The organism is Mangrovibacter sp. MFB070, assembly GCF_000705335.1.
Classification (GTDB): domain Bacteria; phylum Pseudomonadota; class Gammaproteobacteria; order Enterobacterales; family Enterobacteriaceae; genus Mangrovibacter; species Mangrovibacter plantisponsor.
Genome location: NZ_JJMI01000039.1, coordinates 230,970 through 257,217 on the forward strand (window position 1 = coordinate 230,970; position 26,248 = coordinate 257,217).

Genomic DNA, 26,248 nt, shown 5'->3' on the forward strand with positions numbered 1-26,248 from the left:
AGCCAGTACCTGTCAGTAATATTCAATTTCGTACTTTACGGTATACCGGGTTGGTGTTTCGGGTTTTGCCGTAACGCTGTTACTTTCAATTTCACAGGTTGTCGGGTTATTGTGGCTGTCGTAGTCGCAGGTTTGTACTGTCTGGCTCACCTTCTTACCGTTTACCCAAGTCTCTGTGTGGTAATCAAGCAGCTTGCGCGTGTCTTTTTCCGGTATGTTGCGGATTTCCAGGGTCTGGTCACCTCTTTTCGTTACCCGCCCCAGAGGAAAACCGTTCGCCGCGTAACTGTAGGTGATGAGCAAGTCTTTGCTGGTCACTCCCGTCACGAAATCATTGTCATTGGTCTGATATGTCACCCCGGCTTCCGGAATAGACTCCAGTTGGCATTTTCCCTGCAGCCGAATCAGCTTATTCTGGGTAATTGCATCAATATAGTAGTTAGCATCGAGCACTAATGAAGAATCGGTGTTACGTGACACATCATGCATATCCATTGTGTTAAAACACCCTTCCTGCGATAACGTGGCATGGAAGCGCCGCTCAACTTTCCCATCTTCATTGAGCAATGTTTCGGTCAGGGTTTTTACCGGGCCGCGCACGGGGTCAAAATCGAATTCATTAGAGTAACTGGCCATTTCAGGCGTCAGTGCCTGCGGGGGCTGATTGTCATCGCAACCTGCGAGGAGAATCGCCATAAAACTCACTGGAATGACGTATCGCACATAGTTCCTTAGCAAATCAGAATTAACCTGTTTAAATGATATAAAGCAATACAGTACTTTACCTATTATCTGCCAGACTGAGGTATCACACAAATTCAGGAGGTAATACCTATGAAAGCCGTTTTATGGCCTACAGCATTGTTACTGTGTTTTAGCTTCTCTGCCCTGGCTGCGCCGGCATCCTGCGAACGGGTCAAAGCCGATATTGAACAACGAATCATCCATAATGGCGTGGACCCGGATAACTTCTCGCTTTCGATTGTAGCCAATGACCAGGCAGAACAACCGGGTGCGCAGGTTGTTGGCCATTGTGCAAACGATACGTTTAAGATTCTGTACCAAAAAGGCGATAGCGCCGATAACAGCACCGACAGCGAAATGCACACACCATCACCCTGATGCATTTCTGCCCTGGCGTGGCCTGACGTTGAGCCACGCCCGTTATTCCCCCCTGCCAGCACTCCATCTGTTTTATCACACAAACCACGCTGATATTTGATTCGAAATAATATTTTACGCCACCCGCCCTGCCACACTACATATTGAAAATTATTAGCCTGGTAACTAAAAGCGACTGAAGTGTTTCTCTGGTGCAAAAAGCCCGCGGTAGTCCACAGGCATGACCACACAGCAATCGACGCTTTAATTAGTGCTTTTCATGTTGTAGTTACCTATTTTCTGTGTTGATGGAGCGAGTTATGTCGAGCGATGAACATAGCGGTATCAGCCGCAGAACGCTGGTCAAATCTGGCGTACTAAGTGGGCTGGCACTGGCCGCCGGTGGTGTGAGCCTGCCATTCGGTTTGCGCCCTGCCACTGCGGCCGTGAAACAGGGTATGGCACCTGCCGGAGAAAAAGTGGTTTGGGGTGCCTGCTCAGTTAACTGTGGCAGCCGTTGCGCACTGCGCCTGCACGTCACTAATGATGAAGTCACCTGGGTCGAAACGGATAATACCGGGCTTGATATTTATGGTGATCACCAGGTGCGCGCCTGCCTGCGGGGCCGCTCAATTCGCCGCAGAATGAACCATCCGGACAGGCTGAATTACCCAATGAAACGGGTCGGTAAACGCGGTGAAGGTAAATTCGAGCGTATCTCGTGGGATGAGGCGCTGGATACCATTACCTCTGACCTGAAACGGGTAGTGAAAACCTGGGGCAATGAAGCTGTCTATATCAATTACAGCTCTGGCATTGTTGGCGGCAACGTCACACGCTCGTCACCTTCTGCATCCCTCGTCAGCCGTCTGATGAATTGCTACGGCGGTTTCCTCAACCAGTATGGCACCTACAGCACCGCACAAATTGCCTGTGCCATGCCTTACACCTATGGCAGCAACCTGGGTAACAGCACTTCGGATATACAAAATAGCAAACTGGTTGTGATGTTTGGCAATAACCCGGCAGAAACCCGCATGAGTGGCGGCGGGATCACTTATTTCCTTGAGCAGGCTCGGGCAATATCCAATGCCAGAATGATAGTCATTGACCCCCGCTACACCGATACCGCGGCAGGGCGTGAAGATGAGTGGGTTCCTATTCGACCGGGTACGGACGCCGCTCTGGTATCAGGAATGGCCTGGGTTCTGATTACCGAGAATTTAGTTGACCAGGCATTTTTAGATGACTATTGCGTTGGCTATGACGAGAAAACACTCCCGGCAGATGCCCCTGCGAATGGCCATTATAAAGCCTGGATATTAGGCGCTGGAGAGGATAAAACGCCGAAAACGCCACAGTGGGCATCGGCTATTACGGGTATTCCTGCCGACAAAATTATCCAGCTTGCCCGGGAAATAGGCAGTACTAAACCCGCTTATATTTGCCAGGGCTGGGGGCCGCAGCGCCAGGCTAATGGGGAACTGACATCCCGCGCAATAGCGATGCTCCCCATTCTGACCGGCAATGTTGGCATTAATGGTGGTAACAGTGGTGCGCGTGAATCAACCTGGACCATTACCATTGAGCGTATGCCAGTACTGGATAACCCGGTTAAAACGGCGATTTCCTGCTTCACATGGACAGATGCCATTACACGCGGGCCGGAAATGACAGCACTGCGCGATGGGGTACGCGGCAAAGAAAAACTCGATGTACCTATTAAATTTATCTGGAACTATGCAGGCAATGCACTGGTGAACCAGCATGCCCAGATAAACCGCACCCATGATATTTTGCAGGACGACAAACAGTGCGAAATGATTGTGGTTATCGACAACTTTTTAACGGCTTCAGCGAAATATGCCGATATTCTGCTGCCAGACCTGATGACCGTTGAGCAGGAAGATATTATTCCCAATGATTACGCGGGTAACATGGGCTACCTGATATTTATCCAGCCAGCAACTTCCGCAAAATTTGAACGTAAACCCATTTACTGGATAACCAGTGAAATTGCCCGCAGGCTCGGCCCGGATATTTACCAGAAATTTACTGAAGGCCGGACCCAGCGTGAATGGTTGCAGTACCTGTACAGCAAAATGATCGCCCGGGATCCAAAACTTCCGCAATATGAAGCACTGCGTGAAATGGGTATTTATAAGCGCAAAGACCCGGACGGGCATTTTGTTGCCTATAAAGACTTCCGCGATGACCCGCTGGGGCATCCATTAAAAACGCCCTCCGGGAAAATTGAAATTTATTCTTCACGGCTGGCAGACATTGCCAAAAAGTGGGAAATCAAACCCGACGAGGTCATCAGCCCGCTGCCTGTTTATGCCAGCACTTTTGAAGGCTGGGATTCATCAGAGCGGCACCAGTGGCCTTTACAGCTGTTTGGATTTCATTACAAAGCGCGCACCCACTCTTCTTATGGCAATGTTGACGTCCTGCAGGCAGCCTGCCGCCAGGAAGTGTGGATCAACCCGGTTGATGCCCAACAACGCGGCATTCAACAAGGGGATATGGTGCGGGTATTTAATGAACGTGGTGAGCTGCGCATTCCCGCTAAAGTGACACCACGCATTATGCCCGGCGTAACAGCGATGGGCCAGGGAGCATGGCATGATGCCAATATGAACGGAGACAGGATTGATCACGGAGCCTGTGTCAATACATTAACCACGCAGCGCCCGTCTCCCCTGGCGAAAGGCAACCCGCAACATACCAACCTCGTTGAAATAGAGAAGGTATAAGGAGCCTTGCTGATGTCTACACAATATGGTTTTTTTATCGATTCCAGCCGCTGTACTGGTTGTAAAACCTGTGAGCTTGCCTGCAAGGATTACAAGAATTTAACGCCGGACGTCAGTTTTCGACGCATCTATGAATACGCTGGTGGTAACTGGCAGGAAGATAACGGCGTCTGGCGGCAAAATGTTTTTGCCTATTACCTCTCTATTGCCTGTAACCATTGCGCAGACCCAGCCTGCACCAAAGTGTGCCCAAGCGGAGCCATGCATAAACGGGAAGACGGGTTTGTAGTGGTTAACGAAGATGTTTGTATTGGATGCCGCTATTGCCATATGGCATGCCCTTACGGCGCACCACAATACAATGCGGCAAAAGGCCATATGACAAAATGCGATGGTTGTTATTCCCGCGTCGCTAAAGGTGAAAAACCGATTTGCGTCGAATCCTGCCCGTTACGGGCGCTGGATTTTGGCCCGGTTGACGAGTTACGTAAGCAGCATGGTGAGCTGGCGGCAGTTGCTCCACTTCCTGCCGCCCATTTCACGCAACCATCCATTGTGATAAAACCCAATGCCAATTGCCGCCCAACGGGTGATCGTCTCGGCTATCTGGCTAACCCGGAGGAGGTGTAATATGGGCAGTGGCTGGCAAGAGTGGCCCCTGGTGTTGTTCACTGTGCTGGGCCAGAGTGTGGTTGGTGGGTTGATTGTCACCGGCCTTGGCTGGATAGCCTTCGATAATAATCCGGCGGCGCAACGCCGGGTTGTGCGAAGTATGTTTTTTCTGTGGGTGATAATGGGCCTGGCGTTTGTTGCCTCGGTATTGCACCTTGGCTCGCCCTGGCGTGCGCTAAATTCCCTTAACCGTTTGGGCCAGTCTGCACTGAGTAACGAAATCGCCAGCGGTTCGCTGTTTTTCGCTATAGGCGGTTTCTGGTGGTTACTGAGTTTTCTGCATAAATTGCCAGAAGCCGTGGCAAAATTTGTTCTGCTGCTGAGCATGGTGGCTGGGCTGTTTTTTGTCTGGGCAATGACAAGGGTTTACCAGATTGATACCGTTCCCACCTGGCATACTGGCTATACCACACTCAGCTTTTTCCTCACAGTGGCGCTGACCGGTCCAGTGCTGGGCGCTGTTTTACTTCGCCAGGCCAATGTGTCATTCAGCGGCAGCCGCTTCGCCACACTCAGTATTATCGCGCTGCTGGTTGTGTTTGTTGCGTCTTTCGCGCAGGCACTGTCTCTTGCCGGGATCCACAGTTCAGTACAACAGGCCACTAATTTGCTGCCTCACTATGCGCAATGGCAAACAGCACGCATGGTATTGCTGGTATCCGGTCTTGGGTGCTGGGCCTGCCCACTGGTGCGGCGCAAAAATCCATCGTTACCCGCCTTGCTCAGCGGATGGGTGCTGGTTATTCTCGGTGAATTGATTGGCCGGGGTTTGTTTTATGGCCTGCATATGACTGTTGGTATGGCTGTGGCAAGCTGAACTTCCTGCGGGCGAGGACGCCCGCTTATTCACTGTTAATTGAGGTGTAACATGTCCCGCCTGGAGAATATTGCCCTGACAGGACGCGCACTGGGCGCGCTGTTTTATTTTTCCCCACAGACACCACAAGCGCACCCGTTAGTTGCCGCTTTTACATCCGGGAGCTGGCTACAGGAATGGCCCTGGGCAGGCGAAAGGCTGAACAGAATTGCAGAGAACATGCAGCTCGCTGCACCGCACGCCAGTAAACTGGATGAAACCTGGCAGCGGTTATTCATTGGGCCAGACGCCCTGCCTGCTCCGCCCTGGGGTTCCGTCTGGCTTGATAAAGAGAATGTCTTGTTTGGCGACTCTTTGCTGGCTTTACGTGGCTGGATGCAACACCTGGGTATACAGCATGAAACCAACCAGAATGAACCGGAAGACCATATTGGCACCCTTCTTATGTTGGCAGCATGGCTGGCGGAAAATGGCCAGGAGCAGGCAACTAACGAACTGCTGGCCTGGCACATTCTGCCCTGGGTACCCCGATTTCTCGATGTGCTTGAGGAAAGTGACCCTGGTAAATTTTACTCTGCGCTGTGCCAGCTCACTCGGGTCACACTCCATCACTGGCAGTCAGGCTCACCGGTTCCTGTTGCCGAAAAACCGCTGTGGCGCTGAGTGCACTTATTCTGGCAGACCTTACGGGTCTGCCAGTTAACTTAGCTCGCCATTAAAGTGACAGCGTCACCTATTGTTATATTTCGTTTCAATATAACCTTATAACCACAATGCTAAGCAACTGACAGATAGTTAAAATAAAGGTTCACTTTGGGGAATCTTTGCCATGTACCGTCTTCACCCTTTTCCGGAAATTCGCAGTATGTTGCGCCGCCTGCTGCTGGCTGTTGCCACCGGTATTGCCGCAGCACTCGCGGTCTGGTTATTTCGCCAGACATTATTGTTTCTGGAAAATGCGGTTTTAGGAAGTAATGATGGCAGCCTGGTTGCAGCAGCCGATGCCTTACCCCTGTGGCGACGAATTGTGACACCTGCCATGGGAGGGTTGCTGGCAGGCCTGGTACTGTGGTTATGGCAGCGCCATTCTGTCCAGCATCCTCATGGCCCTGATGACTACATGGAAGCCATTGAAAGTGGCGATGGCCAGCTTGATACACAACGCAGCCTGGTTAAATCCGGGGCCTCATTGATTGTGGTTTCTACCGGCAGCGCAATTGGCCGGGAAGGTGCCATGATATTACTTGCCTCACTCGCTGCCGCCAAACTGTGCCGCTACCTGACACCGCGCGAAGAGTGGAAACTGTGGCTTGCCTGTGGTGCTGCAGCCGGGATGGCAAGCGCCTATCACGCCCCGCTTGCCGGAAGCCTGTTTATTGCCGAAGTGTTGTTTGGCACCTTAATGCTGACCTCGCTGGGGCCTGTGGTGATTGCAGCGGTAACGGCCCAACTGGTGACACTCCTGCTCAGTAACGGCAAAACCACACTTTACCAGGTGATACCTCTCGCCGCGCCATCACCTTCTCAGTACCTGGAAATGGCGCTGCTTGGCGTGGTTATAGGGTGCTGGGGAGCATTATTGCTCAGGCTGATGTGTGCCAGCCGTAAAGGGTTTCAAAAAATAGCGCCCTTACCACTCAGGCTAATGGCTGGCGGCGCAATAGTAGGTTGCCTTTCTGCATTTACCCCTATGGTCTGGGGAAATGGTTACAGCGTGGTGCAGGCATTTTTGAGCCAGCCTCCGCTGTTCGGGTTTATTGGCCTAATTTTGCTGTGTAAGTTGCTGGCCGTGCTGGCGAGCAGTTGTTCCGGCGCGCCGGGCGGTGTTTTCACACCCACCTTATTTATTGGTGTGGCAACAGGGTTGTGTGCCGGGCGTTTGTGGGGAATGCTGCATGGTGTAAATACCGAAAGCGTACTGTACTTCGGCCTGACAGGAATGGCGGCATTGCTTGCCGCCACCACCCATGCGCCTATTATGGCAGCATTGATGGTATGCGAAATGACGGGCGAGTACACGTTGTTACCCGCCCTGCTACTGGCAAGTGTTATTGCTTCCGTGCTGTCACGCTGGCTGTGGCCGGACTCGATTTACCGTAAGGCCCAGTACGGATAGATCAAGATACCGGGCCAAATCCCGCTGTTCCGCCCGTGGTAAATAGGGAACTTCCCCCACCAGCGGTGCCGGGATTTTTTTACTCAGAACATCAATAATTTCTGCATAGTGCGCCAGGCATGGGTTAATGCGGTTAGCCACCCAGCCAAGCAACGGCAGACCATCACTGGCGACCGCCTGGGCCGTGAGCAATGCGTGGTTGATGCACCCTTCCTGGATACCCACCACCATCAGTACCGGTAATTGTTCCTGCACCACCCATTCAGAAAGTGGCCGCAGGTCGTTCATCAGGCTGCGCCAGCCCCCGGTCCCTTCAACAACTACGTGCTGAACCTGGCCGGATAATTTCGCCAGGCCATCAGATAACAGGCTGTAGTTAATAGGGAAACTGTGAGCAACGCTACTTTCCTCTTCGCTCAGAGCGACAGGGTTAACGGCATCATAAGGTAATTCAAGCGATGAGACCGACTGCAGTACCAGTGCATCCCGGTTACGTAACCCTTCCGGTGTCTCCTGACTGCCTTTGGCTACAGGTTTATACCCTGCAGCAGTATGTCCCGCTGACACCAACGCCTGAAGTAACGCACGGGATACAACTGTTTTACCAACAGCTGTATCAGTTCCCGTGACAAAAAAACGCTTCAGCATGGCTGACTCCACCGATATTGTAAGGGAAGAAAGGCCCTTCGTACTTCAAGTTGCCAGATGTGCCGAATACGGTTCAGGAAAGGCGATTGCGACCACAACCAAACCTGCGTACAACAGGCCTGCTCTGCAACTTAAATTATTTGGGGATAGTTAATGGAATAAATAATTCAGTGCAGAAATTCTAAAAGAATCCGCAGGTGGTCAGTTTGAGGTAGCGCAATTTTTAGTGTGGTTGCGACAAATTGTTACCCCTGTAACAGACGGATGAGTAAAGATCCGTTATACATTGCGTCTTTTACCAGGGCAGCCCCGGCCATTGTGCCACGGTTATTGAACTGGGTAGACTCTACCCGGATATGGCGGCTGTAGGCCGGTAATGACTGTTGGTGAATGCAATTGGTCATTGCCGGGTAGAGAATAGCTGCAGCGCGGTTCAGCGGCGAGCCAATCAGTATTTTTTGTGGGTTAAATAAATTCACCATGATTGCCAGGATACGCCCAACATTGGTGCCCACGCCGGTGATAATATCTTTTGCCAGTAAATCCCCTTTCAGCGCCGCATCGCACAGGGATTCAACGGATAACGGCTGGTCATGCAACATACTGCTCATCGACTGGCTCAGGCGTTGCTGTGCCAGCTCCAGAACGCTGTCGGTACTGGCAATGGTTTCCAGGCAACCGTGATTTCCGCAATAGCAACGTTTCCCCCACGGGTCGACCTGGGTGTGCCCAATCTCCACCAGACTGCTGCTGCCAGCATGTAGCAACCGCCCATCGGTTATCACACCGGCACCCACATTATGGTCGATAACCACCTGAATAATATCCCGGGCTCCGCGTGATGCGCCAAACAATGACTCAGCCATAGTCCATGCGCTGATATCATGCTGAATATACACGGGTACACCAGTATGATTTTCCAGCGTACTGCCAAGCGGCATTTCTTTTACATCAGAATAAAATGGCATGCTGTGCACGATGCCATTTTCCGTATCAATAATACCCGGCAAAGTGATAGCAATCGCCGTTAACCGCTCCAGGCGGGACTGATTGCGGGTGAAAAATGCATCCACTTCTTTGACCAGACGCTCCAGAAATGGCACCTCGCCGGACTCCGCAAACGGTATGTTCTCTTCGACCACACCTTTGCCGCTCAGATCACGCAACGCCAGGCTGACTTCCCCGCGAGAAATACGCACAGACAAATAATGCCAGGCTTCGGTTTCTACTTGCAGACCAATTGCGGGGCGGCCGCGGCTACCGGGCTCCTGAATTTCAGTCTCCTGAACCAGATGCACTTCCAACAGCTCACGCACGATTTTAGTGATACTGGCAGGCGCCAGTTGCGCCAGACGTGAAAGGTCAATGCGGGAAACCGGGCCGAGTTGATCAATCAGGCGATAAACGGCACCTGCATTGGTCTGCTTAATTTGATCTATATGGCCTGGCTGGCTGTCAACCACCACGGACGGCTCCCTTTATTTTCGCGCTTCGAAATAATCTTCATCGCTATGGTGAAGCACTTCAGCACTCGCCGTCAAATATTTACCCAGCCTTGTGAATTAACGCACATTTTTACTCCCATAGTGGCGAATTATTAACCCTTTTTTAGCCTTTGATGGATGACAACAACAGCTTTTTGAAATGCTGTGCCGCTGAGCTCTGCTCATGATGACGTGACCAGACCAGCCACATTTCCGAAACGGCATCATGAGCATCAAGGGGAACCCAGACCATCTCTTTCAGTTGTACCCGGCGAAATGAAGCCGGCAAAATCGACACCCCGAGACCTGCGGAAACCAGGCCAATTATCGTCATTGCTTCCCCCACTTCCTGAGTGATTTGCGGAGTCAGATCATAACGGCGCAATAACCCAAGGATTTCATCGTACAGGCCAGTCCCCACATGAGGATCAAAAAAAACGAAGGGTTCTTTAGCCAGTTCGCTTAATGGGATAACTGGATGGCGGGCAAGGTGATGGTCCATAGGAAGCATCGCCAGCAATGGCTCCCGCAGAATGACCTGCCATTCGAGGGTATCCGGCAATGTGGTATTACGCATCAGGCCAAGATCCAGCGCCCCTTCACTCAAGGGTGCAATTTGTGCGCGAGTATTGATTTCAAGGGTTTGCATATGCACACCAGGATACTGGCGGCGAAACGCGGATAACGAAGCGGAAACAGATTTGATAAACGGCGCAGAGGAAGTAAAGCCCAGGCGTAGCTCACCAATTTCCCCCTGGTGCAAACGCTCTGCCCGGGTTGCGGCCGCTTCAACCTGGATAAGAATTTGCCGCGCATCTGCCAGAAATTGTTTCCCCGCAGCAGTAAGGCTGACACTCCGGTTAGTGCGGGCCAGCAAGCGTGCACCAATCTGCTGCTCCAGAATCTGGATTTGCTGGCTCAGTGGTGGCTGGGAAATATTCAGCCGCGCAGCAGCCCGCCCAAAATGGCACTCTTCCGCAACCGCAATAAAATAGCGTAAATGGCGTAATTCGATATTCATATTTTATAAATATTATTTGAGATTATTAATATATTAGACAGAATAATCGAAAATTCCTACCCTACACCAAGTGGTTACCCCGTCCCATTGAATGCGGGGGAAGAGAGAAAAATTAGGGATTCGTGTGAGCCGTACAACCATCGTCACCTCTGCACCGGACAGAGTTATTGACGGTAAACCCTCTGAAGCACCGGTAAGTTCTGAGTTTATCAAACGTGGTACTCCCCAGTTTATGCGTGTGACCCTTGCCCTGTTTACCGCAGGCCTGGCCACTTTCGCATTGCTCTATTGTGTACAACCGATTTTGCCGATTTTATCCCATGAATTTGGCATTTCAGCTGCCAGCGCCAGTATTTCGCTGTCTATGTCCACTGGGTTGCTGGCAATTGGTTTACTGTTTACCGGACCACTTTCAGACGCCATTGGGCGCAAACCCATTATGGTTGCAGCGCTCCTGCTGGCGGCGGCTTGTACCATCCTTGCAACGGTTATGCCCACCTGGCAAGGGATCCTGATTATGCGCGCACTGACAGGCCTGGCGCTCAGTGGTGTTGCCGCAGTAGGGATGACTTACCTCAGTGAGGAAATACACCCAAGCGTAGTGGCATTTTCCATGGGGCTGTATATTAGCGGGAACTCAATTGGTGGCATGAGTGGCCGCCTGATTACCGGTGTGGTAACGGACCTATTCTCCTGGCGTATCGCCATGGGTTTCATTGGTTGTTTTGCGCTGGCTTCCGCTTTTATGTTCTGGCGCATTTTGCCTGCTTCACGTCACTTTCGCCCTGCTTCATTGCGCCCGAAAACGCTGCTGATTAACTTCCGCCTGCACTGGCGGGATGATGGCCTGCCGCTGCTGTTTGCCACAGGTTTTTTATTAATGGGCGCGTTTGTCACATTATTTAACTATATTGGCTACCGTCTGATGTCTGCGCCCTGGTTCCTGAGCCAGGCCGTGGTTGGGTTGTTGTCTGTGGTTTACCTGACCGGGACCTGGAGCTCCCCCAGAGCGGGAGCGATGACCAATAAATATGGCCGTGGGCCAGTCATGATTTTATTCACAGCAATTATGCTGTGTGGCGTGCTTATCACGTTATTCAATAATCTGTGGGCAATATTTGTTGGCATGCTGTTGTTCTCGGCCGGGTTCTTTGCCGCTCACGCTGTTGCCAGCGGCTGGATTGGGCAACGCGCCCGCCGTGCCAAAGGCCAGGCATCATCATTGTACCTGTTCAGTTATTATCTGGGTTCCAGCCTGGCAGGCACCTTAGGTGGTGTTTTCTGGCATAACGCCGGTTGGCCGGGTGTTGCCAGCTTTATCGCCCTGTTACTTTGCCTGGCACTGTGTACCGGGGCCCGGTTACATTTCAAAGCACACTAGAATAATAAGCCTCTTATTTATGGCATGCCTAACCAGGCAGCCTGGATAAGAGGCGGTAAACATATACCGTTTGTACGCCATGCCTGAAATCCTCAGGCTATTTTCCTTGTCAACGTTTTACTGCCATCTACAGAGCCTTATTCACTTGCATGCAATATCTGTGTTATTGATGCGTTATCTGATTCGTTAATCTGAAAATAAGGTCTGAGAATGCCCAACGCATACCAGCAACTTACTCATCGCTTCCAGCGGCTATCCCGCTTTGCACACCTCGGTGCTATTGCCGGCTGGGATATGCAGGCCATGATGCCACCGAAAGGTGCCGCCGCCCGCGGTGAAGCCCTGGCAGAGCTTCGTTTATTGCGCCACCAGTTACTGACCGAACCTGTTGTGGGTGACTGGATCGCCGAAGCAAAAACATTACCCCTGAGTAGTAGCGAGCAGGCTAACCTGCACGAAATAACCCGGCAATACACACTGGCTACCGTGTTACCCGGGAATCTGGTTGAAGCGCAGTCACTTGCCGGTAGCCGCTGCGAACACGCCTGGCGCACCTTACGGGCCAGTAATGACTGGGCCAGTTTTGAGCCACTGTTAAAAGAAGTGGTCAACCTGGCCCGGGAAGAAGCTACGTTGCGCGCAGAAGCAACTGGTGTGTCTCGTTACGATGCATTACTAAATCTGTACGAACCAGGTATGAACAGCGCCAAACTCGATACGTTGTTTGGATCAGTAAAAACCTGGCTGCCAGACCTGATTCAGGAAATTATGGCGCGCCAGGCCCGTTACCCTCTGGTTACCCCGCAAGGCCCGTTTTCCACTTCGTTACAACGGGAAACTGGCCTGGATGTAATGAAAGTGTTGGGCTTTGATTTTGAGGCTGGCCGGCTGGACATCAGTGCGCATCCGTTCTGCGGCGGTGTGCCGGATGATGTACGAATCACCACAAGATACAGCGAAAATGACTTGTTCAGTGCCCTGTTTGGGGTGATCCATGAAACCGGTCATGCACGCTATGAGCAAAATTTGCCTCGTGAATGGCGCGGGCAGCCGGTTGCTGAAGCGCGTTCTATGGGTATCCATGAGTCGCAAAGCCTGTTTTTTGAAATGCAGGTTGGCCGCCACCCTCTGTTTTTAAAACAGCTGCGCACCCTGGTTTTACAGCATTTTCCTCAACAACCAGCGCTTGAAGAAGATAATTTCATTGCCTGGAACCACCGTGTTACTCCCGGGTTGATTCGCGTTGATGCCGATGAGGTGACTTACCCGGCACATGTTATTTTGCGCTACGAGATAGAACGCGCGTTGGTGGAAGGTAATATTGAGGTCGGTGACATTCCTGATTTGTGGAATGAGAAAATGCAGGCATCACTGGGGCTTTCCACTCAGAATAATTACCGTGACGGTTGTATGCAGGATATTCACTGGACTGATGGTAGTTTTGGGTACTTTCCTACCTACACATTAGGTGCTATGTACGCAGCGCAGTTTATGGCGACAATCCGCCAGAAAATGGATACAGATGAGATTATCCGCACAGGTGATCTGACACCTGTATTTAACTGGCTGAATAGCAACATTTGGAATAAAGGTAGCCTGCTGGCAACAGATGAATTAGTAAAACAAGCGACGGGTGAGTCACTTAACCCTGACCATTTCCGCCAACACTTGATTACGCGTTATTTATAACTACCATACCGGAGGTGCTTAATCGCACCTCAGATTGATGAAAAAGAAGGAAAAAGCGTGGTTTTTCCTTCTTTTTAGTGAGCAGCCGAAAATCAATAAATTGATTTTTCTGGTTTTTTATTGGGTTACATCCTCTCGTACTGTGCGGACATGAGGTTTGTCATCAGGCTTACCTCTTCTTATTTTCTTTTCGGCAAAGCCTCAATTCTTAATATTCTTGCTCATGTTGATTCCCGTCACTCCAAAACCGACTGCCTCATAGACATGCCGGGCACGCTCGTTGTCGCCAGCCACGCGAAGCCTGATCTCTGCAAACCCCTGCGTCTGCATCTCATGCTCAAATTCCCAAAGCGTATGTTTCCCCAACCCCTGCCCCTGGCAAGTGTCGAAGATGTAAAAATCATAAATGTAAACAGAGCACATAATGGCATCAGGTTTATACCACAAGTACCCAATATGCTTTTCTGAATCACCTGAGTGAGAGATTAAACATACCAACACATGGCCCGGCGTTTTTACTCCGCCAGGCAGGCTTTCAGCTATTTCTTTCCTGGCTCTGGCAAGAGCGTCATCAGGAGTAAGTTTATAATTTTCTGTAATCTCGCGAGCGTAATCAGTAATAAAGTATTCCAGATAGCCCGGATACTCATCCTCCCGCATTGGGCGAAATGTAATCATCAGTTAACCTTGGGTAAATAACTATTTCATTCGCTATAAGCGCCAATAAAGGTAAACCTTTTTTTTCACTTTGTCAGTACACCAGTTTTAGGTAGCCAACGGTAATAAAACACACTAGCTGAAACCTGTACGCCTTGATAACATATTACTAAAGCAACCCTGCTGATTGCCACTGAACATGCTCTATGTTACCAACCCATATCCCACTAAAAAATCGAACTAACACTGAAATGAAGATAAATTCTCCTCAACATATAACCAGGCAATCCCCATGATTTGTTCCTGCCGGGTCAAACGCCCAAACTGAATACTTGTTTCGTTTCTTTTAACATTATTTTTGGGATCAAAAGGATTGCCATTCACATGCCGGGTAACCATTTCCAGCCATTCATTACCAAACTGGCAACTTGCGCCATAAAACCAAATCTGGTTAATATTTAATATATTAAGAAAATTATACAAGCTGAGCCCTATGGCATTTGCACCATCCTCAATAATCCCCCTGGTCACTGGATCTTTATTACGCCATAGTTCAGTCAATATATCTGTATTGATATTTTCAACCTCACCAGACGATAAGCCACAACTACGCTTCATGCTTATTCTTACCTGTTTTTTAATTGCGCTCAGTGAGGCTACTGTTTCAAGGCAACCATAACGACCACAACTACAGGCTTTACCATCCGGATCTACTATGGTATGGCCTATTTGGCCACTTCCATACAGACTACCGCGATAGATAGTATTATTAATAATAAATGATGAGCCAATACCATAATCGACATTAATTACACAAATATCTTTATTTTCATTATGACCTTGCCATTTTTCGGCTAATGCCAGCATAACACAGTCATTATCAACTATGACCGGGCATTTTAACCTGTTTTCAAGAATATATTTAACTTCAACAGATTCTCGCCACGGAGCCTGAGGCATATATTGTGAAACACCAGTTTCAGGATCTACCTGCCCATGCATTGCAATAGCAAGCCTGATCTTTTTATTGGGGAATTTTTTCTGGCAATCTATATACCTCTGCGCAATTACATCTAACAATACTGCCGGGCCGGGCATTGACACCCATTCACAGGTCAACTCAATGACAGGTACTATCTGATGATCAACTAACTGACTTTCAATTGTGGTTGGTGTCACATTAAGACACAGTGTCATAGGGTTCGTTTCCGGGAGGAGATAACTACCACTACTAATTCCCCGGTTGCTCAGGTTCTTATCTGAATGAGAAAGCTGCCCTTCAACGATCAGTTCTTCCAATATATTGGTAACGGCTGGAATTGACAGGCCAGTGTTTTTTGCCACCTGCGACTTTGTGACTCTTTTTTCTCTCCAGACCAGAGACATAATGAGCTCTTTATTGAGTTGCCGCATTCTGAAGTTATTAAGCCCAACATGAATCATTCAGTAAACTCCCTTTAGTATAATCCGTGATCATTCAGGATTACGTACTAAAAAATTGTGTCTAGAGTGCAATTATACGATAGATAACTTACATTTTTTAGTGGAGAGTTAAAAATGTACAGCAAAGTCAGTGTCAAGCAAGAAACGATTACATTGCCTACATGGACTACTGATACAGAAGATCCTAACCCAATGTTTCTTGAAAAAAGGGTTTATCAGGGATCATCTGGTGCCGTATATCCTTATGGGGTGATTGATACGATCACCGGCAATTATGAAGAAAAAGAATATCAGGCTATCTGGATCGAAAATGATTTTATTCAGGTCATGCTCTTGCCTGAATTAGGGGGACGTATTCATCGCGCTTATGACAAAGTGATGCAGCGTGACTTTGTATACTATAACGAAGTTATCAAACCTGCTTTGGTTGGTTTGGTAGGCCCCTGGATTTCTGGCGGTATTGAATTTAACTGGCCGCAACACCACAGGCCAACAACGTTTATGCCTGTAGATGTAAATATCCAGCAGCATGACAGTGGTGCAGCAACTGTTTGGCTGGGTGAACTTGAGCCCATGCGTGGCTTACAGGTTATGACCGGTTTTAAGTTATATCCTGAAAAAGCGCTTATCGAAATCACTGGTAAGATATTTAACCCAAACTCGACACCGCGCCATTTCTTATGGTGGGCAAATCCGGCAGTTAAAGGTGGTGACGGCCACCAGAGTGTTTTTCCCCCGGATGTAACTGCTGTGTTTGACCATGGGCGCAGGGCTGTTTCCTCTTTCCCAATAGCACATGGTGAATATTATAAAGTTGATTATTCAGCTGGTGTGGACATCTCCCGCTATAAAAATATCCCGGTACCCACGTCCTATATGGCCGATAAGTCTGACTATGACTTTGTTGGCGCCTGGCATCATGGTGAGAATGGAGGTCTGTTACATATTGCTGACCATCATGTATCACCCGGAAAGAAACAATGGACCTGGGGATATGGCGACTTTGGCCAGGCATGGGATCGTAATCTCACCGATGAAAACGGCCCTTATATTGAATTAATGACCGGTGTATTTACCGATAACCAACCTGATTTTACCTGGCTTGCACCTTTTGAAGAGAAAGTATTTGTGCAGAATTTTCTGCCTTACAGCCAGTTGGGAACATTACAGAATGCCAGCACATCTGCCGCCATTAAACTTGAACGGGATAGTACCTCCATACACATTGGGGTATATGCCATTGAGCCTTTACACCATGTAAAACTGGAGCTTCGGGGTGATAAACAAGTTTTGTGGAGCACCCCTCTGACGCTGGAACCAGCACAAGCATGGTTACAAAAGGTCAGTGAATTATATCCGGAACGCCTGACACTGGCACTGGTAGACGAAGATGGCCAGGATATTCTTTCTTACCTTGAACATATTCCCAAAGAGACGCCACTCCCTTCACCAGCAACTGCCCCTGCACTCCCTGCAGAGTTGAATAATTGTGATGAGCTGTTCTTCATTGGTCAGCATCTTGAACAGTACCTCAATGCCAGCCGCTCTCCTTACGATTACTACCTGCGGGCACTGGATATTGACCCGTATGATTATCGCTGCAATGTTGCCCTGGCAACACTGGAATATAACCGGGCTAACTGGAAAGAAGCTGAAAGCTATGCAAAAAGTGCACTACAACGCGCGCACAAACTGAACAAAAACCCGCAATCAGGTGAAGCCAGCCATATTCTGGCTTGTGCTCAGGAGAAGCAAGGACGGCTGAAAGAGGCATATGACAATTATTTCAAATCCAGTTGGAGCGCCGACTGCCGTGATACAGCATTTTATCACCTGGCACGCCTTGAACTCATTGCTGGTAATAAAGCTAAAGCCCTTAGTTTCTGCAAGCAAAGCCTGCGCTTTAACGGCTCTAATAACCTGGCAATGGCACTTTGCGCCCTTCTTCAGGCGCAAACCGGGAAACAGGAATCCGCGCTGCAATATATTGACAGCAATCTGGTCGACTACCCACTGAGCTATGCGTTGCATTATGCCCATTACGCAATTACACAGAGCCCGGCGTCTCTGAATATGCTGGCGACAATTGCCAATGACCGCGGGACTAATTCCTCGGTTCTCGCAGGCTGGCTGGTGACTCTGGGTATGTCAACAGAAGCGTTGTCTATTCTGGCGTTGCTGAATAACCAGGAAACCCTGCCATTACTCTGGCGTGCCGCATTAACACGGAACAGAGATGAACAGCACCAGCTTGTTACCCGGGCAAAAAACAATTTTGCATTAAAAGTACGTTTCCCCAACCTTATTGAAGAAGTCAACATGCTGCATAACCTGCAGGATTACGGCTTTGCTCAATATTTACTGGGCTGTTTCCACTATAGTAAAAAGCGTTATGACGAGGCGGTAAGTTGCTGGTCATTCGCTGTTGAAAAAATGCCCGACTTTGCACCGGTCCACCGTTTGTTAGGCATATGGGCATGGAATAAACGCGGCGACTTTAAACAGGCAGAAGCTTCGTTGCAGCGGGCCATCGTTCTGGAACCCAACAATGCACGTCTGCTATTTGAACGCGATTATCTTTACAAGATTACCGGTCAAACCCCCACATTGCGATTACAGGCACTCAACGGGAAAATTGATGTTGCCTTGATGCGTGATGACCTTACAGCTGAGCTGTTGAATATGTGGAATATTCAGGGCGAGATAGCTCTTGCTGCAAAAACGCTGGCAGAGAGAGACTTCCACCCCTGGGAAGGGGGTGAAGGCCGAATAACCGGGCAGTATTTGATCAATAAGCAACGCCAGGCCATTGCCGCCATTCAGCAAGGGCAATTTAATGACGCACGCGAATTACTGACATCAGCATTAACCTATCCGTTAAATCTTGGCGAGGGACGTCTGGCAGGACAAAGTGATAATGATATCTGGTATCTACTGGGTTGGTGTGCTGAACAACAAGGGGAAACTCACCAGGCAGAAAGAGAGTATCAGGAAGCAATTAAAGGTGGCTCAAGCCTTGACGCAGGACGCTATTATAATGATCAACCCGTTGATTATCTGTTTTATCAGGCACTGGCTTTCAAAAAAACAGGCCAGCCACATAAAGCTGAGCAGATGTTCAGAAGCTTTATTAACTGGTCTGATAAACATTGCAATGATGAAGTGACAAGTGACTTCTTTGCTGTATCACTGCCAGATTTAGTTGTTCTGGATAGTGACCAGAAATCACTTCACTTACAGCATTGCCTGTTTGTCAGTGCTCTGGGGTATTTAGGGATGAATGAACATGAGAAATTCAAACAATGTATTACTAAACTTCTTGAAATAAACCCTGCTCATGACAAGGCGCATTTAATTAATATCGCCTGCGAAGCAAATATTTATAATTAATTACGAATAAGAGGGAGGCATCCCTCTTATTTCCACAATACAGTTAAATTCAGAGGAATGGATATGAAAAACGATCCACATCAGCTGCATATGGGTTATGTCTGGATGATATGTCTGGTCGCAGCCTGCGGCGGTTTATTATTCGGTTTTGACTGGGTGGTTGTTGGTGGCGCGAAGCCATTTTATGAAGCCTATTATTCGATTACTGACCCTGCCACTTCAGGATGGGCTATGAGCTCAGCACTGGTCGGCTGCGTTTTTGGCGCTATGAGTGCAGGCTGGCTGGCAGATAAATTCGGACGTAAAACTCCACTTATTTTATCTGCATTCCTGTTTACCGCTTCTGCAGTGGGTATCGCATTCTCAACACACTTCGATATCTTTATCGCCTTTCGTATTATTGGCGGATTAGGTATCGGTATCGCTTCAGCTATTAGTCCGCTGTATATTGCCGAAGTCAGTCCGGCAGAAAAACGCGGGCGTTTTGTCGCCATTAATCAGTTAACAATCGTTATTGGTGTACTGGCTGCGCAAATTGTTAATTTGCTTATTGCTCGCCCGGTGGAAACAGGGGCGACGCTGGTTGATATTCAGCAAAGCTGGAATGGGCAGCTTGGCTGGCGCTGGATGTTTGGTGCAGGCGTGGTACCCGCAATTGCGTTTCTGGTGCTGATGTTTCTGGTACCTGAGTCACCTCGTTGGCTGGTGCGTGCAGGAAAAGAACAAAGTGCCCGGGATATGCTTGCCAGAATAGGTAACCAGCACTATGCCGATGCAACATTCACAGAAATCAAAACGGCCACTACTCAGGCTCATGCAGATAACCAGCAAGTCCATTTGCGTTCCCTGCTTGATAAAAATGTCCGCCCTGTTCTGTTTATTGGCATGGTAATAGCTGTCTTTCAGCAGTGGTGTGGCATTAATGTCATATTCAATTATGCACAGGAAATATTTGCGTCTGCTGGTTTTGATATTAACAGTACACTGAAATCTATTGTGGCTACCGGGCTCATTAATCTGATCTTCACTATCATTGCCTTACCCCTGGTAGATAAAGTCGGGCGCAGAAAATTAATGTTGATTGGCGCTGGTGGGTTGACGGTGATTTATGCCGCGATTGCCACAGCCTATGCTACAGGAACCATGGGCCAGCCTGTGCTGCTACTAGTTCTGGCTGCTATCGCCGTTTATGCGCTGACACTGGCACCAGTGACATGGGTATTATTGTCTGAAATATTTCCAGCCAGGGTGCGCGGCCTTGCTATGTCGGTAGGAACACTTGCTTTGTGGGTTGCCTGCTTTGTATTGACGTACACGTTCCCGTTACTTAATGCAGGGTTGGGAGCAGCTGGCAGTTTCTTGTTATATGGCGTGATCTGTGCAATGGGTTTTGTCTTTATATTCCGGAAAATCCCTGAAACTAAAGGTGTATCACTGGAAGTCCTCGAGCAAAAAATGTTGAGCGCCACAGTAAAGTCGGTGCCTTTTGAAACGAAAAAACACTCAGTCTGACAGTCTGGTGATAATGGCTAATTATACTATTGAAAATCCGTGCCTGCGGGCACGGATAACTGATAACGGCGCATGCCTGTTAAGTCTTGAATGCCTGGGTAATGGCGGGCATATTCTCCGGCAATGGTTGGTAAAAGACAAATGGCATCCTGCTGAGTCCGCAATGTTTCCTATGTTACCCTTTGCAAACAGAATCGCGGGTAATTGTTTTTCTGTAAGCGATAAGATATACACACTTCCCCAATCGCCATTCAATGATCCCTACTATCTTCATGGTAATGGGTGGTTAACTCAGTGGCGTTTATTAGAAATAAAAGACAGCTATATTATTTTGCGTTCACAACCAGCTCCAATAGGTATCTATTATTATATTGCCGACATTGAGTATCGTCTAATAGATAATCAATTCACAGCAAAAATCACGCTGATCCACCTTGGCAAACAGCCAGCACCATATGGCGCGGGTTTCCACCCATTCTTTCAAACATCTCTGGATGATACAGTGCAATTTTCATCAACCGGATATTGGTCAGAAAATGAATTCCATTTAGCCGATGAATGGCATGAAGAGATTCCCGGATATATGAATTTTTCTCAACCCAGGGTGCCATCTGCCAAATGGATAAATAATTGCTACTCTGGGTGGAATGGCGTGGCACAAATAACAAACCGACTCAGAAAAATCACTCTCAGCAGTGATTTACCCTGGCTAATGGTTTACCAGAATGGAAATGACAACTTTGTATGCCTTGAACCACAGTCACATCAGGTAAATGCACATAATATTCCAGGCAGGCCGGGGTTACGCATGCTTCAACAAGGAGACTCCTACAGTATTGATATGTCGATTAAAATAGTGGCGTTACCTCAGTATTGAAATGCGTCGCTACATCCGGGGAATCGATATAATGAAACGTGTTGAAACTGCATCGGATTCGACACGGATTTTACCATGATGTAATGCCACTATTGATTTAACTATTGCCAGCCCGATCCCACTCCCTTCACCTTTTCTTTGCCTGGACGGGTCTACACGATAGAAGCGATCAAACAACCGTGGCAGATGTTCCTCTGGTATGGGAGCGCCTGGGTTTTCAACAGTGAGATCGAAATTGTGCTCGCGCTCTAGTACCGATACCGTAATAACTCTTCCTTCTGGAGTATATCGCAAAGCATTCGACAGAAGATTGTTGAGCACTCTACGGTACATCAGTGGGTCTCCGGTGATAAGGCATGATCGCCCGTTAAATAGTAGTGCTACATTGCGGTCTTCTGCCCATGCTTCGAAGAAGTCAAAAACCTTGCCGACCTCTACACTGAGGTCAAATATCACCATTTCTGAAAGTAACTGGTGGTTATCAGCCTGTGCCAGGAACAGCATATCGCTGACCATTTTGGTCATTCTGTTGTATTCTTCCAGGCTGGAATAAAGTACATCCTCCAGTTCCTTCTGGGTTCGGCTCTGGCTAAGTGCGATTTCAGTTTGTGTAACCAGATTGGTTATCGGTGTCCTGATTTCGTGCGCAATATCGGCAGAAAAATTAGCCTGCCGGTTAAACACATCTTCAATTTTAGCAATCATGTAATTAAACGAAATCACTAACTGTTCCAGTTCAATTGGAACGCGAGATGAATCCAGTCGCTCATCAAGCTTATCGGAAGTGATGTTCTTAATGGTATTACTTACCTTTCTTAGAGGTTGATGCCCTTGTCTCACCGCGAAGTGGATTATAAAAATAATCACAAGGCTTATCACAATGGCAATAGCCACTAGTTTCTTCTTCAACGCATCAAGATAATGGAGGTGAAAGTTAATTGAGAGCCCAATAATCAGCTGATAACTCTGTTGTTTTCCTCCAAATGATGCCTGCCCCGAAGCAACAATAACCCGGTATGTTTGATTATTTATTAGGGGGAACTGGTTACCAGTTATCGAATTAACCTCTGGTTTCCAGAGGAACACATCCCCACTGTTCAGGTCACTATTCAGGTGTGAAAGAAAACTGGCATCTTCTTTGGCAAGGTGGAGTTTAGAACCCTGTGGAGAACTGAATAACGTTTCTCCATGTGAATTTTCTATCAATACCGAAATATCCCGGTAGCCCGCGATCAAATCCTGTAGTTGTTTTACCCTCTGTGGTTCCTGCGCTGCTGGTGAATGCAGTATTTCATTGATCCTGGCGCTGAATTGCTGGAGGTCATTAACATCCTGCTGTGCAAAATGGTCCTCAACGGAATGCAGCATTATCCATGTGAAAGTAATAAACCCCAAAATAGTCGACAAGCTGATGAAGAACGTCAACCTCAGAGCCAGCGAAAACGGCCGGCCGGGTAAATTAATATTCATCAGGGGTCTCCAGGGCATATCCCACCCCACGCACTGTCTGAATTAGTTTTAGTTCGTAGTCATTATCAATTTTGGCCCGCAGGCGCTTTACAGCGACATCAATCGCATTGGTATCGCTGTCGAAGTTCATGTCCCACACCTGAGAGGCAATCAGGGAACGCGGAAGCACTTCACCTTTATGGCGAATAAAAAACTCCAGCAAGCTAAACTCCTTACTTGTTAACAGAATTCGATTGCCCGCCCGGCTTACTTTTCTGGACACAAGGTCAACCATCAGGTCTGCTACCTTAAACTGGCTTTCAGGGATGACTGTATTACCACGGCGGAGCAGTGTTCTGACACGTGCAAGAAGTTCGGCAAATGCAAAAGGCTTGATCAAATAGTCATCAGCGCCAAGTTCAAGCCCCTTGACCCGGTGTTCTACAGTACCAAGGGCTGTTAACAGCAAGATTGGTAATCCTTTTCCAGCTGAACGCAGCATGCGAACCACATCCCAGCCATTCACGTCAGGAAGCATAATATCTAAAATTAAAAGATCATATTCTGCCGTATTCGCAAGGTGATAGCCTGTTAAGCCATTGTCGGTAAGATCTACTACAAATCCTGCTTCAGTCAGCCCCTTGCACAAATATTCGCCTGTTTTTTTTTCATCTTCTACGATGAGTATTTTCATCAACTGCTCCCTCTGTTTTATATATACCAGATAAAATCCGGCAAAAAGTTGGGTATCCTTGTCGCAATGACATCGCAAACAGCCTTATGTCTGTTTTGGTCTGAAACAGAATTGGGCACCAGGACAGTACCCAATACAGATAAAATTGCAGGTAATTTAACCCTGATACTCACTGGCGCAGACGTTTTAAATAGAGTCACCGGATTTTTGCATCATCTGCAAATGTTTTTCTGATGCCCGCATATGTGGGCCTGATTCCCCATTATGTGTGAACTTATGCATAATGGCGGCACGTTCATGTTCGTTCAGTGAGGAAAATGGTTTTGTCCCGTTTCCATCTTCTGTGGTGTGTGATACCTGCGTCTCCATCATTTTGTTGTGCCATTCATTTTTCCCAGGCCTACTACTCATATCACAGTTGACCATTGATTCATGTTCAGGCTGGGCCTGGTGGTGCGCTGTATCACTTATTTCAGTGAGATGCTGTGGTTCAGCAGCCCAAACCGATGCCATTGTTCCAAAAGAAACTACGATAGCCAAAGCAATTTTTTTCATAACAGTTACTCCATGATATTTAGTGGTTTCTGTAAATCAGTTGGTGTTATCAACTGAATAATCTCTGTATGAAACTCACTTTACAGGGGTAACACTGTTGGGCTGGTGACGCATTGATGACAAACTTGTCATAATGCAAAGACTAACGAAATTAGCAGTATGCGCACGCCTTATCTATTTTTTAAAACGCAAGTTTCCTGCACCTGGTCTGATAAGAAAGTTGCTCACTCTTTCGGCATTAACACCTGTTTTTCCATGGTACAAACAGTAAGTGCATTGTTCAGTACGCACTATGGCTATTACTACGGCTTAGTGCTTTAGCTATTTTTTAGCTTTGTATTCCAGAAATAGTTATTTCTGTCCCTCCAGGCAACCTGCCACACTTATCCAACCTGTTATTAATAAGTAAAAATAAATAACTTTTTGTTATAAGGAGTTGCTATGCGTGTTTTAACACTCGCGGGAAGCCCGCATTACCCTTCCCGTTCCACCGCGCTGCTCAGCCGTGCCGGGCAATGGCTGGAAAACCAGGGGATTGAAGTTCTGCCGTGGCACATTAACAACCTGCCACATGAAGATCTTTTTACTGCAAGGTTCGACAGCCCGGCACTTGCCACGTTCACCTCACAACTTGCCAGCGCAGATGGGCTTATCATCGCAACCCCTATCTACAAGGCTTCATTTACAGGCGTACTGAAAACACTTCTTGATTTGCTTGGGGAACGGGCACTGGAACACAAAGTGGTGTTACCACTGGCAACAGCAGGTTCTCTGGCACACATGCTGGCAGTGGATTACAGCCTCAAACCCGTACTTTGCGCACTCAAAGCACAAGAGATCCTGCACAGCGTCTTCGCAGAAGACAGCCAAATATCCATAGATGCACATTCAACGCTGTTCTCTTCTGCATTGGAAAAACGCTTACTCACAGCCCTGGAGAACTTCACTGAAGCACTGGGTCGCCATCATCACCCAAATACACTGATGCGCCAAACGGCCTGATTTAAGGAGCACACGATGTTTTCAAGGAGTAAACAATTCACCGCCACTGTGCTGATAAGCCTGCTGAGCATCGCGTCAGCGGTATTTGCCGCAGATACCCCGGCACAATTACGTATTGGTTACCAAAAAGGATCTGTTGCGCTGGTCATGGCAAAAAGTGAGCAGTTGCTGGAGAAAAAATTCCCGCAAACCACTATTACATGGACAGAATTCCCCGCCGGGCCACAAATGCTGGAGGCGCTGAATGTAGGCAGCATTGATCTTGCCAGTACAGGTGAAGTGCCGCCAATTTTTGCCCAGGCAGCAGGAGGCAGCCTTGTCTATGTAGGGTCAGAGCCACCAAAACCCAAAGCAGAAGTGATATTGGTGGCAAAAAACAGCGCCATTAAGAGTGTTACAGAATTGAAAGGCCGCAAAGTGGCTTTCCAGAAAGGGTCCAGCGCACATAACTTATTGCTGTTGCAACTGCAAAAGGCCGGGTTGAAATTCAGCGACATCCGTCCGGTATATCTCACACCGGCCGATGCCCGTGCGGCTTTTGTACAGGGTGATGTTGATGCATGGGCAATCTGGGATCCGTACTATTCCGCCGCGCTGTTGCAGGGTAATGCCAGAGTGCTGGCCGATGGCAGCAACATCAGCAGAGCCGGTTCTTTTTATCTGGCTGCCCACAGCTTTGCCGAACAACACAGCCCTTTTCTCAGGCAAGTCCTGCAGGTTTTAACTCAGGCCGAGGCGCTGACCCGTACTCAACGAGCCCGGAGTATTACTCTGCTGGCAAAGAATCTGGGGTTACCTGAAAAGGTCATTGCCAGTTATCTCGACCACCGACCTGAAATAACTATCACGCCTGTCGATGAGGCAACACTGAAAGCACAGCAGAAAACGGCAGACCTTTTTTATCAAAACCATTTGATACCCGTCCCGGTTGATGTTGCCAGCCATATCTGGCACTTCCCGTCAGCCCAATAAATACAGGAGATG

22 protein-coding genes are annotated in these 26,248 nt (G+C 48.4%); 13 read left to right on the forward strand and 9 right to left on the reverse strand.

What is annotated here, in order from left to right; translation table 11 throughout:
* Nucleotides 1–12: 12 nt before the first annotated feature.
* The gene (locus DT73_RS19260) at nt 13–723 is read right to left on the reverse strand and encodes a YnfC family lipoprotein (RefSeq protein ID WP_072006993.1); all 711 of its coding nucleotides are present in this window, start codon (nt 721–723) and stop codon (nt 13–15) included.
* Between the two features lie 111 nt (nt 724–834).
* On the opposite strand from DT73_RS19260, the gene DT73_RS19265 reads away from it, so the two are divergent.
* The 6 genes from DT73_RS19265 (at nt 835) to clcB (ending at nt 7,462) form a co-directional block, all read left to right on the forward strand.
* A complete protein-coding gene (locus tag DT73_RS19265; RefSeq protein WP_036113439.1) occupies nt 835–1,122 on the forward strand; it encodes a DUF1161 domain-containing protein in 288 nt (95 codons plus the stop codon).
* A gap of 299 nt (nt 1,123–1,421) precedes the next feature.
* A complete protein-coding gene (gene ynfE, locus DT73_RS19270; protein ID WP_036113442.1) occupies nt 1,422–3,857 on the forward strand; it encodes a selenate/tellurate reductase subunit YnfE in 2,436 nt (811 codons plus the stop codon).
* A gap of 12 nt (nt 3,858–3,869) precedes the next feature.
* On the forward strand, nt 3,870–4,487 hold the full coding sequence (locus DT73_RS19275) for a DMSO/selenate family reductase complex B subunit (protein WP_036113445.1): 618 nt from the start codon (nt 3,870–3,872) through the stop codon (nt 4,485–4,487).
* A 1-nt stretch (nt 4,488) separates the two neighbouring features.
* Nucleotides 4,489–5,346, forward strand: a complete 858-nt coding sequence (locus tag DT73_RS19280; protein ID WP_036113454.1) for a DmsC/YnfH family molybdoenzyme membrane anchor subunit — start codon at nt 4,489–4,491, stop codon at nt 5,344–5,346.
* A gap of 51 nt (nt 5,347–5,397) precedes the next feature.
* The gene (gene dmsD / locus DT73_RS19285; RefSeq protein ID WP_036113461.1) at nt 5,398–6,009 is read left to right on the forward strand and encodes a Tat proofreading chaperone DmsD; all 612 of its coding nucleotides are present in this window, start codon (nt 5,398–5,400) and stop codon (nt 6,007–6,009) included.
* Between the two features lie 166 nt (nt 6,010–6,175).
* Nucleotides 6,176–7,462, forward strand: a complete 1,287-nt coding sequence (gene clcB, locus DT73_RS19290) for a voltage-gated ClC-type chloride channel ClcB (RefSeq protein WP_036113469.1) — start codon at nt 6,176–6,178, stop codon at nt 7,460–7,462.
* On the opposite strand, the gene bioD is transcribed toward clcB, so the two are convergent.
* From bioD to DT73_RS19305, 3 genes are all read right to left on the reverse strand, one after another.
* Nucleotides 7,412–8,110, reverse strand: coding sequence for a dethiobiotin synthase (gene bioD / locus DT73_RS19295; protein WP_036113475.1), 699 nt, complete (start codon nt 8,108–8,110; stop codon nt 7,412–7,414). The two genes, clcB and bioD, sit on opposite strands and share 51 nt — an antisense overlap.
* Before the next feature lie 245 nt (nt 8,111–8,355).
* Nucleotides 8,356–9,576: a sugar metabolism global transcriptional regulator Mlc gene (mlc, locus tag DT73_RS19300; protein ID WP_036113482.1), complete on the reverse strand. Its 1,221-nt coding sequence runs from the start codon at nt 9,574–9,576 to the stop codon at nt 8,356–8,358.
* A 142-nt stretch (nt 9,577–9,718) separates the two neighbouring features.
* Nucleotides 9,719–10,615: a LysR family transcriptional regulator gene (locus tag DT73_RS19305; protein ID WP_036113485.1), complete on the reverse strand. Its 897-nt coding sequence runs from the start codon at nt 10,613–10,615 to the stop codon at nt 9,719–9,721.
* A gap of 124 nt (nt 10,616–10,739) precedes the next feature.
* On the opposite strand from DT73_RS19305, the gene DT73_RS19310 reads away from it, so the two are divergent.
* Together DT73_RS19310 and DT73_RS19315 are read left to right on the forward strand one after the other, a co-directional pair.
* The gene (locus DT73_RS19310; protein ID WP_036113487.1) at nt 10,740–11,996 is read left to right on the forward strand and encodes an MFS transporter; all 1,257 of its coding nucleotides are present in this window, start codon (nt 10,740–10,742) and stop codon (nt 11,994–11,996) included.
* 210 nt (nt 11,997–12,206) lie between these two features.
* A complete protein-coding gene (locus tag DT73_RS19315) occupies nt 12,207–13,685 on the forward strand; it encodes a carboxypeptidase M32 (protein ID WP_036113491.1) in 1,479 nt (492 codons plus the stop codon).
* Between the two features lie 201 nt (nt 13,686–13,886).
* Here DT73_RS19315 and DT73_RS19320 read toward each other — a convergent pair whose 3' ends face one another.
* Both DT73_RS19320 and DT73_RS19325 read right to left on the reverse strand, forming a co-directional pair.
* The gene (locus DT73_RS19320) at nt 13,887–14,363 is read right to left on the reverse strand and encodes a GNAT family N-acetyltransferase (RefSeq protein WP_036113494.1); all 477 of its coding nucleotides are present in this window, start codon (nt 14,361–14,363) and stop codon (nt 13,887–13,889) included.
* 219 nt (nt 14,364–14,582) lie between these two features.
* On the reverse strand, nt 14,583–15,785 hold the full coding sequence (locus DT73_RS19325; protein ID WP_036113499.1) for an ROK family protein: 1,203 nt from the start codon (nt 15,783–15,785) through the stop codon (nt 14,583–14,585).
* 114 nt (nt 15,786–15,899) lie between these two features.
* Between DT73_RS19325 and DT73_RS19330 the strand changes: the two genes are divergently transcribed.
* From DT73_RS19330 to DT73_RS19340, 3 genes are all read left to right on the forward strand, one after another.
* Entirely contained in the window at nt 15,900–19,175 is a 3,276-nt protein-coding gene (locus tag DT73_RS19330) for a DUF5107 domain-containing protein (RefSeq protein ID WP_036113502.1), read from the forward strand.
* A 63-nt stretch (nt 19,176–19,238) separates the two neighbouring features.
* Complete coding sequence (locus DT73_RS19335; RefSeq protein WP_036113505.1) at nt 19,239–20,687, forward strand: sugar porter family MFS transporter; 1,449 nt, start codon at nt 19,239–19,241, stop codon at nt 20,685–20,687.
* 13 nt (nt 20,688–20,700) lie between these two features.
* Entirely contained in the window at nt 20,701–21,564 is an 864-nt protein-coding gene (locus tag DT73_RS19340) for an aldose 1-epimerase (protein ID WP_036113511.1), read from the forward strand.
* Between the two features lie 9 nt (nt 21,565–21,573).
* Here DT73_RS19340 and DT73_RS19345 read toward each other — a convergent pair whose 3' ends face one another.
* The 3 genes from DT73_RS19345 to DT73_RS25215 all read right to left on the reverse strand — a co-directional run bounded on the left by DT73_RS19345 (nt 21,574) and on the right by DT73_RS25215 (nt 24,262).
* The gene (locus tag DT73_RS19345) at nt 21,574–23,034 is read right to left on the reverse strand and encodes a Cu(+)/Ag(+) sensor histidine kinase (protein ID WP_036113512.1); all 1,461 of its coding nucleotides are present in this window, start codon (nt 23,032–23,034) and stop codon (nt 21,574–21,576) included.
* Entirely contained in the window at nt 23,024–23,707 is a 684-nt protein-coding gene (locus DT73_RS19350; protein WP_036113513.1) for a copper/silver response regulator transcription factor, read from the reverse strand. Before DT73_RS19350 ends, DT73_RS19345 begins: the two co-directional genes overlap by 11 nt.
* A 186-nt stretch (nt 23,708–23,893) precedes the next feature.
* Nucleotides 23,894–24,262 (reverse strand): hypothetical protein, encoded by a 369-nt coding sequence (locus tag DT73_RS25215; RefSeq protein ID WP_051691477.1) that lies wholly within the window; start codon nt 24,260–24,262, stop codon nt 23,894–23,896.
* Nucleotides 24,263–24,703: 441 nt separating this feature from the next.
* On the opposite strand from DT73_RS25215, the gene ssuE reads away from it, so the two are divergent.
* A complete protein-coding gene (gene ssuE, locus DT73_RS19360) occupies nt 24,704–25,264 on the forward strand; it encodes an NADPH-dependent FMN reductase (protein WP_036113515.1) in 561 nt (186 codons plus the stop codon).
* A 15-nt stretch (nt 25,265–25,279) separates the two neighbouring features.
* Entirely contained in the window at nt 25,280–26,236 is a 957-nt protein-coding gene (locus DT73_RS19365; RefSeq protein ID WP_036113518.1) for a sulfonate ABC transporter substrate-binding protein, read from the forward strand.
* The last annotated feature ends 12 nt before the right edge of the window (nt 26,237–26,248 follow it).

Bases quoted from the DNA above. Each gene is read 5' to 3' on its own strand.
- DT73_RS19265 (WP_036113439.1), top strand. From the start codon at position 835: ATGAAAGCCGTTTTATGGCCTACAGCATTGTTACTGTGTTTTAGCTTC.
- ynfE (WP_036113442.1), top strand. From the start codon at position 1,422: ATGTCGAGCGATGAACATAGCGGTATCAGCCGCAGAACGCTGGTCAAA.
- DT73_RS19275 (WP_036113445.1), top strand. From the start codon at position 3,870: ATGTCTACACAATATGGTTTTTTTATCGATTCCAGCCGCTGTACTGGT.
- DT73_RS19280 (WP_036113454.1), top strand. From the start codon at position 4,489: ATGGGCAGTGGCTGGCAAGAGTGGCCCCTGGTGTTGTTCACTGTGCTG.
- dmsD (WP_036113461.1), top strand. From the start codon at position 5,398: ATGTCCCGCCTGGAGAATATTGCCCTGACAGGACGCGCACTGGGCGCG.
- clcB (WP_036113469.1), top strand. From the start codon at position 6,176: ATGTACCGTCTTCACCCTTTTCCGGAAATTCGCAGTATGTTGCGCCGC.
- bioD (WP_036113475.1), bottom strand. From the start codon at position 8,110: ATGCTGAAGCGTTTTTTTGTCACGGGAACTGATACAGCTGTTGGTAAA.
- DT73_RS19305 (WP_036113485.1), bottom strand. From the start codon at position 10,615: ATGAATATCGAATTACGCCATTTACGCTATTTTATTGCGGTTGCGGAA.
- DT73_RS19315 (WP_036113491.1), top strand. From the start codon at position 12,207: ATGCCCAACGCATACCAGCAACTTACTCATCGCTTCCAGCGGCTATCC.
- DT73_RS19320 (WP_036113494.1), bottom strand. From the start codon at position 14,363: ATGATTACATTTCGCCCAATGCGGGAGGATGAGTATCCGGGCTATCTG.
- DT73_RS19325 (WP_036113499.1), bottom strand. From the start codon at position 15,785: ATGATTCATGTTGGGCTTAATAACTTCAGAATGCGGCAACTCAATAAA.
- DT73_RS19330 (WP_036113502.1), top strand. From the start codon at position 15,900: ATGTACAGCAAAGTCAGTGTCAAGCAAGAAACGATTACATTGCCTACA.
- DT73_RS19335 (WP_036113505.1), top strand. From the start codon at position 19,239: ATGAAAAACGATCCACATCAGCTGCATATGGGTTATGTCTGGATGATA.
- DT73_RS19340 (WP_036113511.1), top strand. From the start codon at position 20,701: ATGGCTAATTATACTATTGAAAATCCGTGCCTGCGGGCACGGATAACT.
- DT73_RS19345 (WP_036113512.1), bottom strand. From the start codon at position 23,034: ATGAATATTAATTTACCCGGCCGGCCGTTTTCGCTGGCTCTGAGGTTG.
- DT73_RS19350 (WP_036113513.1), bottom strand. From the start codon at position 23,707: ATGAAAATACTCATCGTAGAAGATGAAAAAAAAACAGGCGAATATTTG.
- DT73_RS25215 (WP_051691477.1), bottom strand. From the start codon at position 24,262: ATGAAAAAAATTGCTTTGGCTATCGTAGTTTCTTTTGGAACAATGGCA.
- ssuE (WP_036113515.1), top strand. From the start codon at position 24,704: ATGCGTGTTTTAACACTCGCGGGAAGCCCGCATTACCCTTCCCGTTCC.
- DT73_RS19365 (WP_036113518.1), top strand. From the start codon at position 25,280: ATGTTTTCAAGGAGTAAACAATTCACCGCCACTGTGCTGATAAGCCTG.